The following is a 13,736-nucleotide window of genomic DNA, read 5'->3' as shown; positions in this document are numbered from 1 at the left end:
CGCCACTGCACTTTGAAGTCATCGTTGCTTTTTTGGGAACTGAAGAGTTTGCATAGAGCAGAGACTTACTGTGTGACTCTTCTTTGTCTTAATTTTTGACAGAGGAGAAGTCTAGTGAAGCGAGTGTTGTATAGTTTTCTGGCGTTGCTGTTTACGCCATACGTTTTGGCATCAGAAATGCCCCTTAATATGACAAAGGGCGTTACAGATATCAGTGGCCAGGTATACAACCTGCACATGATCATCCTGTATATCTGTTGCGCCATCGGTGTTGTGGTTTTTGGTGTGATGATCTATTCCATGATCAACCATCGTAAATCTAAGGGTGCCGTCGCAGCCAATTTCCACGAAAGTACTAAGGTCGAGATAGCTTGGACCGTTACCCCTTTCATCATACTTATCCTTATGGCTATTCCGGCGACAAAGACCTTAATCGCCATGGAAGATCCTAGTGATGCCGACATCACCATCAAGATCACAGGCTCTCAATGGAAATGGCATTACAGCTATTTCGATCAAGATATAGAATTCTATAGTTTACTCTCAACGCCAAGAGAGCAGATTGAGGGAACCGAAGAGAAGGGAGTGAACTACCTCCTAGAAGTCGATAAGCCCTTAGTGCTTCCTATCAATAAAAAAATACGCTTTCTGATGACATCGGAAGATGTGATCCACTCCTGGTGGGTTCCCGCATTTGCCGTCAAGAAAGACGCTAATCCGGGCTTTATCAATGAAGCATGGACGCGTATCAATACACCAGGTACCTACCGCGGCCAATGCGCCGAACTCTGCGGCAAAGATCATGGCTTCATGCCTATCGTGGTCGAGGCCCTGAGCCAAGCCGACTTCGACATTTGGATAGCAGAACAAAAAAATCAAGCCAGCGCAGCCGCGGCAGATGCCCAAGCCTCCTTGAGTAAATCTCTCTCCATGGATGAGCTTATGGCCCAAGGTGAACAGGTCTACATGTCTCGATGTGCCGCCTGTCATCAGCCCAACGGCATGGGTCTACCTGGCGTATTCCCTCCAATGAAAGGCAGCCCAATCACCACTGGACCATTAATAGATCACTTAGAGATGGTTATCAATGGCAAGGCGGGCACTGCGATGCAGGCTTTTGGAAAGCAATTAACCGCGCAAGAAATTGCCGCAGTAATTACTTATGAACGTAACGCTTGGGATAACAACACAGGCGATATGGTTCAGGCATCTGACGTCAGTCAGCATGGCCAATAGGGAGGCAATATGAATACTTTAACCCGCGAAGCGGAACCAAATATGGAAATCGCCCAGGTCGAAGAAGCCAGCGAGCACCATGATGAACATCACCAGCAGCACCCTTCGGGCATAAAACGTTGGCTGTTCACCACCAACCACAAAGACATAGGCACACTCTACCTCTGGTTCAGTTTTATCATGTTCCTCACGGGTGGCGCCATGGCGATGGTAATTCGTGCTGAACTGTTTCAACCAGGACTGCAGCTGATAGAACCTAACTTCTTCAATCAGATGACCACAGTCCATGGACTTATCATGGTCTTTGGTGCTGTGATGCCGGCTTTCACAGGCTTAGCAAACTGGTTGATACCTATGATGATAGGCGCGCCAGACATGGCACTGCCAAGGATGAACAACTGGAGCTTTTGGATCTTACCCTTTGCTTTCGCTATCCTGCTGAGCTCTCTGTTTATGGAGGGCGGCGGACCTAACTTTGGCTGGACCTTCTACGCGCCGCTGTCGACCACTTACAGTCCTGATAGTACGGCTCTGTTTGTTTTCTCCGTCCATATCATGGGCATCAGTTCCATCATGGGGGCAATTAACGTCGTCGTGACCATAGTCAATATGCGGGCTCCGGGTATGACCTGGATGAAGTTACCACTTTTTGTCTGGACTTGGCTTATCACCGCCTTCCTCTTGATTGCTGTGATGCCGGTACTCGCTGGCACTGTGACTATGGTGCTCACAGATAAATATTTTGGTACCAGCTTCTTCGATGCGGCGGGTGGTGGCGATCCTGTGATGTTCCAGCATATATTCTGGTTCTTCGGTCACCCCGAAGTTTACATCATGATCTTACCCTCCTTCGGTATCATCTCGGCCATAGTACCCACCTTCAGCCGTAAGAGGCTGTTTGGTTACTCATCTATGGTCTACGCCACCTCAAGTATCGCAATACTCTCATTCCTTGTCTGGGCACACCATATGTTCACCACAGGCATGCCCGTATTCGCCGAGCTATTTTTCATGTATTGCACCATGTTGATTGCGGTTCCCACTGGGGTGAAAGTGTTTAACTGGGTGGCGACCATGTGGCGAGGCTCACTCAGCTTCGAAACCCCCATGTTATTCGCCGTTGCCTTCATCATACTCTTCACTATAGGTGGCTTTTCTGGCCTGATGCTGGCCATCACTCCGGCAGACTTCCAATACCATGATACTTACTTCGTGGTGGCACACTTCCACTATGTGTTGGTGACAGGAGCCATCTTCTCCATCATGGCTGCAGCTTATTACTGGCTGCCGAAGTGGACTGGTAATATGTATGACGAGAGACTAGGCAAGATACATTTCTGGTGCTCAGTCATATCGGTAAACGTGCTCTTCTTCCCTATGCATTTCTTAGGTTTAGCGGGTATGCCGAGACGTATTCCGGATTACGCGGTGCAATTTGCCGATGTTAATCAGATAGTCTCCATAGGCGGTTTCGCCTTTGGACTGTCTCAGTTTATCTTCCTCGCGCTGGTCATCAAGTGTATACGCGGTGGCGAAAAAGCAGCGGCTAAACCTTGGGAAGGTGCAGAAGGCTTGGAGTGGACCCTACCGAGTCCGGCACCCTATCACTCTTTCTCTACACCACCCGAGATTAAGTAGATATGAGCAGCAGCCAAGGCAAGTCCAATCGAAAACTTATCGGTATGCTGATTGCCGGTGCTGTGGGCATGTTCGGCTTCGGCTTCGCCTTGGTGCCCTTATACGATGTGCTTTGCGAGCAATTGGGGATCAATGGCAAGCCCCAAAACAGCGCCAGTACTTATAAACCGATCACAATCGATGAGAGTCGTACCATTACAGTTGAATTTATGGCGCAGATCCAGAGTGATATGCCCTGGGAGTTTACGCCCGAAGTCAAGCGTATGCAGGTGCATCCCGGAGAGTTGATCCACACTTATTTCAATGCCAAAAATCTGTCTCTAAAGGAGACCATTGGTCAGGCTATACCCTCGGTATCACCAGGACAGGGAGCCGCTTACTTCAATAAAACCGAGTGCTTCTGCTTCAACCAGCAGAAACTAACGGCCACTGCGAGCGCTGAGCTACCACTGATATTTTTTGTGGATCCTGATCTTCCCGATTCGATAACCACACTGACTCTCTCTTATACCCTCTACAACATCACCGACCGAGGTTATGTCGGCTCAGTTGAGCAAGGAGCAGCAAGATGACACCGAAGCACGAACACTATTACGTTCCCGCACAGAGTGCATGGCCCATCATAGGGGCAGTAGGATTATTCCTCATCGCATTTGGCGCCGGAAGTTATGTACAACAACTCAAAACCGATGGCGGCAGTGGCGGAATGATCTTACTCGCCGGTATCGCCGTGATTATATTTATGATCTTTGGCTGGTTTAGAACCGTTATCGCCGAGTCGATGAGTGGCCTCTATTCCAAGCAGATGGACAGATCCTTTCGCCAAGGAATGAGCTGGTTTATCTTCTCCGAGGTGATGTTCTTCGGGGCATTTTTCGGTGCCCTGCTCTACGCCAGAATGATTGCCGTGCCTTGGTTGGGTGGCGACTCCAATAACGCCATGACGAGTGAGGTGCTTTGGCCAGGATTTGAAGCCATCTGGCCACTAATAACAACGCCCGATGGCACCAAAACCGAGGCCATGCCTTGGACTGGTTTACCCCTGTATAACACCATCATTCTACTCACGTCATCTGTGACTCTGCATATGGCTCACGTGAGTCTAGAAAAGGGTAAACGCTCGGCAATCACAGTCTGGCTGGGTATCACCATCTTGCTGGGCTTGAGTTTTTTGACGCTACAAGTCGAAGAGTATATTCACGCCTATCAGGAGATGGGGTTAACCTTAGCCTCTGGCATTTACGGTAATACCTTCTTCCTCTTGACTGGTTTCCATGGCATGCACGTCACCTTAGGAACCGTATTCCTGATCGTATTATTTTTACGGGTATTGAAAGGACACTTTACTCCAGATAGGCATTTCGCCTTCCAAGCAGGCAGCTGGTATTGGCACTTTGTTGACGTAGTTTGGTTGTGTTTGTTTATCTTCGTCTACGTCCTCTAATCTAGGCCATATATTATTGCCATTTCGTCCGATTTTGTTGTCGAGAGTGCTCATTTATGCATATAAACTCCGCGCACTCTCCTAAAACTCAGACGAAATGCCTGCTAATTAGGTGTATTTGATTGAGCACGAATAAAGATTAAATCTATTCATATCAGAGGTATTAATATTTAAAAAAGTTAATAAGGTCTTGGGTTTGGGGTGATAACCCCGGTGCCTATTGCTACTAGGATGAATAGGACCACCAGCACAGAGAAGATGACCCGACGCCCTAAGAAGTGACTCACGGGCGTCTCACTGTCACCTTTAACCAAGAGAAACAGGGATCGGACAAGATTAAACATAATGAATAGCAGTAGCAGTACTAAGACAATTTTAAAGATAATTAATAGATTCACCGGTTATCCTCACATTGAGTCATGGGGCTCTAGGGCCTTATTTACTATTTCTACTCTGGAGCTGTTTATCCATTTGGTCAAGTTAGGTTTTTGGCTACTGATTAATTATCCCCAGCACAAGAAGGTGAGTAGATAATGACTAACCTCTCTCAACGTAGTGGCCTGTATTTATGGGCGACCAGAATAGCATTAGCTCTGTTCTCTACAGCTATGTTCCTCATCTTAGTCAAACTAGGTTTTTGGCAACTTTATAATGTTCAGAGCTGTGTCGAGGAGAGTAGATAATGACTAACCTCTCTCAACGTAGTGGCCTGTATTTATGGGCGACCAGAATAGCATTAGCTCTGTTCTCTACAGCTATGTTCCTCATCTTAGTCAAACTAGGTTTTTGGCAACTCGATCGCGCCGAGATGAAAGAGCAATGGCAAAGCGAATTAACCCAACGTCAATCATCAGCCCCGCTGACATATGACCAGCTGGTTTCATTTCCCCCAACAGAGCAGATCACAGGTTACCGTCTCTCGGTCCTGGCATCTCCCGCAACACAGAATATATTCTTACTGGATAACCAAGTTTTTAACGGACGGGTGGGATATCTGGCACTACAGCCTATACAGGTAACACCTGATGGCCCCTGGATGCTAGTAGAACTTGGCTTCGTACCTGCGGGCTTAGATAGACGAATACTGCCCAAGGTTAAAGTCATCACAGGAGAAGTCAGCTTGAATGGCAGGTTATATCAGAAACAAGCGAACCCAATGAGTTCAGCATTAATGCCTGAGCCTGGCTGGCCCAAGCGTATCCAAAACCTTAATATTAATGCAATTAGTCAGTTACTAGACCAGCCTTTAGCACCAGCCGTGTTGCAGCCAGATCATCTCGATGGTTTTGACTTGCCCCACCCTTGGACTCCGATACCACTTTCTTCACAGAAACATAGAGGCTACGCCCTACAGTGGTTTTCGATGGCACTGGCTTTTGCACTGCTGATTTTATATTTCATCTATAGCAGAAGATCCAAAGCCTCAACAAAACAACAAGATGAAGTTACAGTAAGTAATAATTCAGATCGGACCAATATCGACGAAATGACTGTTGCCAATGAAAACAAGACCAAGTAGGTTAGAGATTAAGCAGTAAGAACTTCTACAAATAAGAAGTGATAATTAATACCAGTTCCATCAAACAAGTGATCATATATTTAATGGAATTGGTATAAATACGTGTTTCCTAGCCGTCTCGGGAAACTTGATGAGTATGACTCATATGAATTTTATTAGCCTATGCAGGCGTTCATATGGGCTTTCTTAGGAGAGAGTATGAACTCCCCAAAAAAGAGCGGCGCTAAACCTTTAATCTTACTTTTTTTAGTCTTCGTCCTGCCTGTGGCTGCGGCCAAAATTGTGCTCAGCTTAGATCTCTATCAGGGCGGTGCCACCAACAAGGGAGAGTTACTCCCTATCGGTACTAGCTACCACAGCCTTCAGATGAACAACCCTAAGCCTAAAGAGTGGCAACTCCTCTACTTACTGCCAAACAAGTGTGGCCAGCAATGCCAAGATCACCTCTATATCCTGCAACAAAGCCATATCGCACTGGGCCGGGATCAGGATAGAGTTCATACCTTGATCTTACTGAGTCAAGATAGCGATCCTCTCGCCCTTGCTTCATACTCGTTCGAGACGGCAGAGGCAAATAAGGCCATGATAAATCTGCTGGATCATCAACAGATGATAGTGGTCGATCCGTTAGGTAGCCTAGTCATGCGATACCCCGCAGTTAACGGCATGGACAAACAGATCATGCAGGGGAAATCACTGGTTGCAGATCTAAGAAAGATGCTAAAGCTATCGAGAGTTGGCTAATGGGGATCCAAAACCTACTCAGAGTCACTCTTGTATTCACCCTTTGCGTCATTTTAATGGGCGCATATACCCGATTATCCGATGCTGGCCTAGGCTGTCCCGATTGGCCCGGTTGTTATGGCATGCTCAAGGTCCCCAGTCAGCAACATGAACTTGCTCAGGTACAAGATGCCTTCCCGGGACATGAAGTTGAACCAAACAAAGCCTGGTTAGAGATGATCCACAGGTATATCGCAGGAGCCCTTGGATTACTGGTGCTGCTGATCTTCATTCTTTGCCTAAAGAAGCTGGACGCCCCAAAGAAACTACCAACATTTATCGCCATTTTGATCCTATTTCAAGCCGCGTTAGGAATGTGGACAGTTACCATGAAACTCATGCCCATAGTGGTCATGTCTCACCTTATCGGCGGCTTCACCTTAATATCTCTGTTACTCCTACTCTATCTCAGGACTAAACCACTGAGGATCCCAGGTGGCGATATTGTCGCTAGAAAACTTGCCCCATTAGCCTTAGTTGGCATCGGAGTCTTGATCTTACAGATCATTCTTGGCGGTTGGACTTCATCTAACTATGCCGCACTAGCCTGTACTTCACTGCCTATCTGTGAGGGAGACTGGTACAAGAATTTACAGTTCACTCAGGCTTTTAATCCGTTCCAAGGCGTGCACGAAACCTATGAATTTGGCGTACTCGACTACTCCTCACGCATGACCATACATGTCGCCCATAGATTTGGTGCGATATTGACCACAGGTATCTTGCTCTGGCTTGCCTACAAACTTTTTACTCGTTCTCAATCGGCGTTATTGAGACGAGCATCATTGGTTTTAGTCGGTTTAGTCATACTCCAAGTGGGGCTCGGGATCAGTAATGTTGTGTTGCACCTGCCCTTGGGTATAGCGGTATCTCACAATGCTGGGGCGGCCATGTTGCTAATGACATTAGTGTTTATCAACTACGCCCTGTGGCGAAAAGCATAAAGCGAAAGTTTTAAGTTTTAAGTTTTAAGTTTTAAGCAAAATAATAATTTTAAGGGCGTAAAGCCTAAGCGAGGGAAAGCCATGGCAAAACCACTTTCAATTTCAACCACTGGGCCTAAGACCAACAGCGAGTCACTTCAATGGCGAGCCTATTATGAGATGACCAAACCTAAGGTGGTCGCACTCATGCTGCTTACGGTTTTAGTCGGTATGTGTCTGGCAGTACCTGGGTCTGTACCTATACAGCCCTTAATCATTGGCATGATGGGAATTGGTATGATGGCCGGCGCTGCCGCGGCCTTTAACCACCTAATAGATCGACGCATAGATGGCCTGATGGCCCGCACCTATAATCGTCCCTTGCCTAAGGGGCGTGTCTCTATCGCTAAGGCTCTCATCTTCTCCGTTAGCCTAGCAATATTAGGCTTCATCTTACTCTACACCTTAGTCAACGAGCTGACTGCCTGGCTCACCTTTGCTAGCCTTGTGGGTTATGCCATCATCTATACTGCTTATCTCAAGCGTGCTACACCACAAAATATCGTCGTCGGTGGACTCGCAGGAGCCATGCCACCACTCCTTGGCTGGACAGCGATAACTGGAGAGTTTCACGGTCATGCCCTGCTGTTAGTGATCATCATCTTCACCTGGACACCGCCGCATTTCTGGGCCCTGGCAATTCATCGAAAAGATGAGTATGCCAAAGTTGATATCCCTATGTTGCCAGTCACCCATGGCATCGAGTTCACCAAAACCTGCATCTTACTTTATACAATGTTGCTCGCTATCGCATGCTTATTACCTGTGATTGTTGGTATGTGCGGTCCCATCTACCTCGTGGGCTCGACAATATTAAGCTGCGGCTTCATCTATAAGGCATGGGAGCTTAAATATGATGATAAGCCTGGCCTAGCGATGCAAGTATTTCGTTTCTCCATCTATCATCTGATGATCTTATTTATTGTGCTCTTGGTCGATCATTACCTCTGGGTATAAGCCAGAGAATATAAGTGATTAGTTCGTTGCTGCTATACAAACTCGAAGTTAAAAATGGAGCCTTCCAATATGGCAAAGAAGCTTAGAATAATCGCCGTTGCGCTACTAGGCTTAGTCCTGCTCGGCCTCGGCGGTGTAACCGCGGTTCAGCTTCAAAAAAATAAGCAGACTAATGCCATCATCACCTCCATGCAAAACACTGAACTGGACCTTGCCACTAGCTTTGTGTTTCCAATAGCGAAACCATTGGCACCTTTCTCTCTCACAGATCAACATGGCAATTTGTTTACTAATACTCAGCTAAATAATAAATGGAGTCTTTTTTTCATTGGGTTTACATCTTGTCCTGATGTCTGCCCGACAACGATGGGGAAACTCACCGCGGCATACCCTGAATTATTAGAGGGAGCAGACGTTCAGATCATCTTTCTTTCCGTTGATCCTCAAAGAGATACCCAAAATAAGCTGTTAGATTATATGAACTTCTTCAATCCAGAGTTTGTTGCCATAACAGGGCCTCACTCTCAACTCTTTCCATTGACTCGAGATCTAGGTTTCGTCTATGCCATGATTGGTGACGGGGAGGACTACCAGGTAGATCACAGTGCATCTATGGCTCTAATCTCACCAGACGGCAAAAAAGTCGCTATTATTAAGCCTAAGTCTTTGGAACCAGGCAAGCTGCCTCAAATCTCTAATAGAAACTTGATAGCTGATATTAAAACCATAATAGCCAATTATGAGGTCCTAGAACCTAGGACCTAGGTTCTTTGAGATCCGCCAATTTGTAACTAAATTTAACCCTAACCTTTCTCATTGCCCATTCTAAATCAGTAATTTTAATTTTGATTAAAATACTTAAAATACAATAACAAACAAGCACATTTGACAAAATACCCGCTAACAACTATCTAACCCCAAATGTTCTCTACCTACATCTAGTTCGGCTTTAATTTCTTAATCAAATAATCATAAAAAAATATCAATAAAAGAGGAAATACTCAAGTTTGCCGACTATCTTTTGATCTTGCAGGGATGAGGAAAGCTAGCCAAAGGAAATTTAAATGTCGGAACATACAATTAAATTAGATTCTGAATTAACAATTCGAAATATACAGCCAATATTCGCACAACTTTCAAAGTTATTAACCCATGACGAGCAACTGCATATCGATGCCAGTGAATTGTCTAGGGTTGACACCGCCGGAGCTCAGCTTCTCTATCTATTCTCCCAAACTTGCGAATCCCGCTCTTTCAAAATCGACTGGCTTAACTGTCAGCCGGAACTTAGAACTGATTTAAACAAACTGGGTATTACTATTTCAGAATTAGCGAACCCAGAGCAACAAGCCGATCAGAATGAGGAAAAGGTCCTATGAAAAAAATACTCGCAGTTGATGATTCGGCCTCTATGCGTCAAATGGTCGGCTTCACTCTGAAAACAGCAGGCTTCGACGTCACAGAGGCGTGTAATGGAGACGAAGCCTTAAAAGTGGCCCAAAAAGGTGAATATGACCTCGTCATTTCAGATGTCAACATGCCCATCATGGACGGCCTAACTCTGATAAGAAACTTACGAACTTTACCCAGTTATAAGTTTACTCCTCTGTTAATGCTGACCACTGAGTCAGGGACAGAAAAGAAACAAGAGGGTCGTTCTGCTGGTGCCACAGGCTGGATAGTAAAGCCTTTCAACCCAGACCAATTACTTGCGACAGTACGTAAAGTACTTGGCTAGAAAATCCAATTCATCAGATGGATCTAACGGATATTTAATATGGAAATCGATCTCAGTCAATTCAGCCAGGTTTTCTTCGAAGAGAGCCTCGAAGGCTTAGACGCCATGGAGTCTGAGCTACTTAATCTCGACGTCAATAACCCCGATGATGAAGCCATCAATACCATTTTTCGAGCTGCTCACTCTATCAAGGGCGGTAGCGCGACCTTTGGTTTCAATCAGGTCGCTAAATACACTCACCTGCTAGAAACGTTACTCGATGAGATCCGCGATGGGCGTAGACAGATGACTAGCGAACATCAGGACATGCTACTGCTTTCAGTCGATTTGTTACGCAATATGTTTGATGCATTAATGCGAAAAATTGACTTCAATGATCCGTTATTAGAACAACTTGAGAAACAATTTACCCTTGAGATCGAAAAGGGTAACAAGCCATCTAGAGAAACTGAGCCTGTCGACGATGTGGTAACTGAAGAATCATCGAGTCTAACCCGTTGGACTATCGATTTTCAGGCAGGGATAGATATCTTAAGGTGCGGTAACGACCCCGCTCTGATGTTCAACGAACTCAGACAACTGGGTGAGCTAACCGTTAATTTAGCCGAGTGTAATTCACCAGATTTTGAAGATATAGATCCAGAAGCATGCTACTTAAGCTGGCAGCTTGAACTCATTACTGAGCAGCCCCTCAAGCGACTCGAAGAGGTTTTTGAATGGGTTGAGGACGAGTGCATCATCAGTTATTCCTCTACCCCGGCTGTGAATGACAGTGCTGAGCAAGATAACGATGAGACCTCTCTCATACAAACGGACGAGGAGTCTATTCCTCAAGCGCAGCTAGGGAGCGAAGATGCCCAGAATAACAGTGAAGATAATCAAGTTGATGGCGCCATAGCAACGAGCCAAGCACCTAAACCTAAAGCGGTCTCACAGGCTAAAACACCCGAAACCAGTTCTATTCGTGTCAGCATAGACAAAATAGATCTACTGATAAATATGGTAGGCGAACTGGTTATCACCCAAGCCATGCTTGGCCAGATAGGTCAACAGGATGAGATAGACGAAGAGTCACTCATATCACTCAAGCAAGGACTGGAACAACTCGCCACCCATACTCGAGATCTGCAAGAGAGCGTCATGCAGATCCGTATGCTCCCCATCAGCTTCGCTTTCAATAGATTTCCGCGACTCGTACGTGATATCGGCCAGCAGCTGAATAAAAAAGTCGAGTTAGTTCTAAAAGGTGAAGATACCGAGCTCGATAAAACGGTGATGGAGAAAATTGTCGATCCTATGGTTCATCTAGTCCGTAACTCACTGGATCACGGCCTAGAAACTCCGGAAGAACGCCTCGCCAAGGGCAAATCAGAAATCGGCACTATCACACTCAATGCCTTCCATCAGGGAGGAAGTATCATCATTGAAATTATCGACGATGGAGCAGGACTCAATACCGACAGAATCCTTGAGAAAGCCAGAGATAAAGGTCTGGTTGCCGAAGATGAAGAGCTAAGTGTAGAAGCCATTCACCAGCTTATTTTCAAACCTGGATTTTCCACTGCTGATGCTGTTTCTGATCTGTCTGGTCGAGGTGTGGGTATGGATGTTGTGAGGCGTAATATTAACGAGCTCAATGGCACCATAGAGCTCAAGTCAACCCAAGACAAAGGCAGTCGTTTTACCATTAGATTACCTCTCACCCTAGCAATTCTAGATGGTCAATTAGTCAGAGTCGGATCCCATACATACGTGGTTCCTCTTGTTTCCATTCACGAGTCACTACAGGTCGAACCGAATAAGATTAATCGTCTCAGTGATGGCCACGAATTGATAAGCCTACGAGATGAGTACCTACCAGTGATCAAGGTCTATCAAGAGTTTTGCCACAAATCCGATGCCAGCGAGATCAAAGATGGCCTGGTAATGGTAGTCGATTCAAATAATGAAAAAATAGGCCTACTTGTAGATGAGCTATTGTCACAACAACAGGTTGTGATCAAGAGCCTGGAAGATAACTACAACCGGGTCCCAGGCGTATCAGGCGCCACGATTCTCGGTGATGGCACGGTTGCTCTCATCATAGATGTTACCGGATTAGTGAGCATGGCCGGCATTACCAATATGAAGGAACACGCAGCCTAACAAGGCTAAGAATTAACACGCTAACTCGCGATGAAAATTTTAAATTAAGGAAGATGGAGCCTGGAGCAATGACAGAGCAAACTCAAAAGATGCAGCCCCAACTTGATCAGGGGATGAAGCAAGATCTCGATGAAGACAGTCAGCAGTATCTGACCTTTATTATGGCCAACGAAGAATACGGAGTCGAAATACTATCGGTGCAAGAGATCCGGGGGTGGGAGCCCACCACAGTGATCCCCAATGCACCGAGTCATGTGAAGGGGGTGATTAATCTGCGGGGCACCATAGTTCCCATCATAGACCTCCGCCAACGCTTCGGCATAGAGGTCTTGGATTATGGTGCCACTACTGTGGTCATAGTGGTCAAGGTCGCCATAGCAGAAGAGCATAAGGTCATAGGCATAGTCGTCGATGCGGTATCGGATGTATTCAGCGTCAATAATGTCGATGTACGTGATGCACCTCATTTTGGTGAGGATACAGATCTTACCTTTATTAAAGGACTAACCAATGTTGGTGAGAAGATGGTTATTTTGCTTGATATCAATAAATTACTGGGTAGTGAAGTCTTACCTGAAGCAGAGCAACTCTCTAACTTAATCAATACGCTTGATACCCACCAGCAGCAAGCTGTTAATGCATAAACTGGTAACACTGAGGAAACACGAATGGAAGCACAAAACTCCAATTTAACTAATGTAAACAGCTTGCCAGTTGCCGGATTGGTGGTAAGCCTTATTGCGTTAGGATTAACATTTGCGGGACAACCTGGAAGCTGGATAGCAGCGACTCAGATTCTTGCAATCGCACTTTTCGCCGCCGGCGTTTATAAATTTAACCAATTAAGCAAGCTATTGAGCCAAGCATTTAGTGAGATAAGCGGTGCTCTGGTGAGCAATGAAGCTCCTAAATTTTCAGATCTATCACTTCCTGGTTGGGAGTTGATCACCAATCGATTTGAAGAGCGACACCTAAAGCAGCAACAAGATGAGACCTCGCTAAAGGCATTAGATATCTGTAATGCCAACGTCATGATGGCTGATGCCGATAACAACATCACTTACCTTAATGACTCAGTCAATGTCATGCTAAGCAAGAATGAGCAAACCCTAAAATCTGCTCTAGTCAGCTTCGATGTGAAAAAGTTAGTCGGACAAAATATTGATATTTTCCATAAGAATCCAGATCACCAGAGACGTATGCTAGAAGGTTTAACGACTACCTATGAGACAAGCATTGAGGTCGCTGGGCTTAACTTTAGCTTAATTGCTAACCCTATTTTCAACAATGGCG

The 13,736-nt window shown here is 45.8% G+C and carries 14 protein-coding genes and 1 pseudogene; 14 read left to right on the top strand and 1 reads right to left on the bottom strand.

Annotated elements, in window-relative coordinates:
- Positions 1–114: 114 nt before the first annotated feature.
- The 4 genes and pseudogenes from coxB to FM038_RS01055 all read left to right on the top strand — a co-directional run.
- Positions 115–1,227, top strand: a pseudogene (coxB, locus tag FM038_RS01070) (cytochrome c oxidase subunit II); the annotation flags it as partial.
- Positions 1,228–1,278: 51 nt separating this feature from the next.
- Positions 1,279–2,874 (top strand): cytochrome c oxidase subunit I, encoded by a 1,596-nt coding sequence (ctaD, locus tag FM038_RS01065; RefSeq protein WP_419555637.1) that lies wholly within the window; start codon positions 1,279–1,281, stop codon positions 2,872–2,874.
- A gap of 2 nt (positions 2,875–2,876) precedes the next feature.
- Positions 2,877–3,446, top strand: coding sequence for a cytochrome c oxidase assembly protein (locus FM038_RS01060; protein ID WP_142873071.1), 570 nt, complete (start codon positions 2,877–2,879; stop codon positions 3,444–3,446).
- Complete coding sequence (locus tag FM038_RS01055) at positions 3,443–4,318, top strand: cytochrome c oxidase subunit 3 (RefSeq protein WP_142873072.1); 876 nt, start codon at positions 3,443–3,445, stop codon at positions 4,316–4,318. The genes FM038_RS01060 and FM038_RS01055 overlap by 4 nt, the downstream gene beginning before the upstream one ends.
- A gap of 179 nt (positions 4,319–4,497) precedes the next feature.
- Here the strand turns inward: FM038_RS01055 and FM038_RS01050 are convergent, their stop codons facing one another.
- The gene (locus FM038_RS01050; RefSeq protein ID WP_142873073.1) at positions 4,498–4,716 is read right to left on the bottom strand and encodes a DUF2909 domain-containing protein; all 219 of its coding nucleotides are present in this window, start codon (positions 4,714–4,716) and stop codon (positions 4,498–4,500) included.
- Positions 4,717–4,851: 135 nt separating this feature from the next.
- Here FM038_RS01050 and FM038_RS01045 point away from each other — a divergent pair, with 135 nt between their 5' ends.
- The 10 genes from FM038_RS01045 to FM038_RS01000 all read left to right on the top strand — a co-directional run bounded on the left by FM038_RS01045 (position 4,852) and on the right by FM038_RS01000 (position 13,087).
- Positions 4,852–5,001 (top strand): hypothetical protein, encoded by a 150-nt coding sequence (locus FM038_RS01045; protein ID WP_185965796.1) that lies wholly within the window; start codon positions 4,852–4,854, stop codon positions 4,999–5,001.
- Complete coding sequence (locus FM038_RS01040) at positions 5,001–5,837, top strand: SURF1 family protein (RefSeq protein WP_142873074.1); 837 nt, start codon at positions 5,001–5,003, stop codon at positions 5,835–5,837. Before FM038_RS01045 ends, FM038_RS01040 begins: the two co-directional genes overlap by 1 nt.
- 198 nt (positions 5,838–6,035) lie before the next feature.
- On the top strand, positions 6,036–6,581 hold the full coding sequence (locus FM038_RS01035) for a hypothetical protein (RefSeq protein WP_142873075.1): 546 nt from the start codon (positions 6,036–6,038) through the stop codon (positions 6,579–6,581).
- On the top strand, positions 6,581–7,564 hold the full coding sequence (locus FM038_RS01030; RefSeq protein ID WP_142873076.1) for a COX15/CtaA family protein: 984 nt from the start codon (positions 6,581–6,583) through the stop codon (positions 7,562–7,564). Before FM038_RS01035 ends, FM038_RS01030 begins: the two co-directional genes overlap by 1 nt.
- 81 nt (positions 7,565–7,645) lie before the next feature.
- On the top strand, positions 7,646–8,560 hold the full coding sequence (gene cyoE / locus FM038_RS01025; RefSeq protein ID WP_142873077.1) for a heme o synthase: 915 nt from the start codon (positions 7,646–7,648) through the stop codon (positions 8,558–8,560).
- A gap of 69 nt (positions 8,561–8,629) precedes the next feature.
- Positions 8,630–9,325 carry an SCO family protein gene (locus FM038_RS01020; protein WP_142873078.1) on the top strand — a complete coding sequence of 232 codons (696 nt, stop codon included), beginning with the start codon at positions 8,630–8,632 and terminating at the stop codon, positions 9,323–9,325.
- Between the two features lie 299 nt (positions 9,326–9,624).
- On the top strand, positions 9,625–9,939 hold the full coding sequence (locus FM038_RS01015) for an STAS domain-containing protein (protein WP_142873079.1): 315 nt from the start codon (positions 9,625–9,627) through the stop codon (positions 9,937–9,939).
- Positions 9,936–10,298, top strand: coding sequence for a response regulator (locus tag FM038_RS01010; RefSeq protein ID WP_142873080.1), 363 nt, complete (start codon positions 9,936–9,938; stop codon positions 10,296–10,298). Before FM038_RS01015 ends, FM038_RS01010 begins: the two co-directional genes overlap by 4 nt.
- 39 nt (positions 10,299–10,337) lie before the next feature.
- Positions 10,338–12,443 carry a chemotaxis protein CheA gene (locus FM038_RS01005; protein ID WP_142873081.1) on the top strand — a complete coding sequence of 702 codons (2,106 nt, stop codon included), beginning with the start codon at positions 10,338–10,340 and terminating at the stop codon, positions 12,441–12,443.
- Between the two features lie 68 nt (positions 12,444–12,511).
- On the top strand, positions 12,512–13,087 hold the full coding sequence (locus tag FM038_RS01000) for a chemotaxis protein CheW (protein ID WP_142873082.1): 576 nt from the start codon (positions 12,512–12,514) through the stop codon (positions 13,085–13,087).
- Positions 13,088–13,736: the final 649 nt, after the last annotated feature.

Source organism: Shewanella eurypsychrophilus, assembly GCF_007004545.3.
Lineage (GTDB): Bacteria > Pseudomonadota > Gammaproteobacteria > Enterobacterales > Shewanellaceae > Shewanella > Shewanella eurypsychrophilus.
Note: the sequence above shows the minus strand (reverse complement) of the source record. Positions and strands in the feature narration are given on the sequence as shown.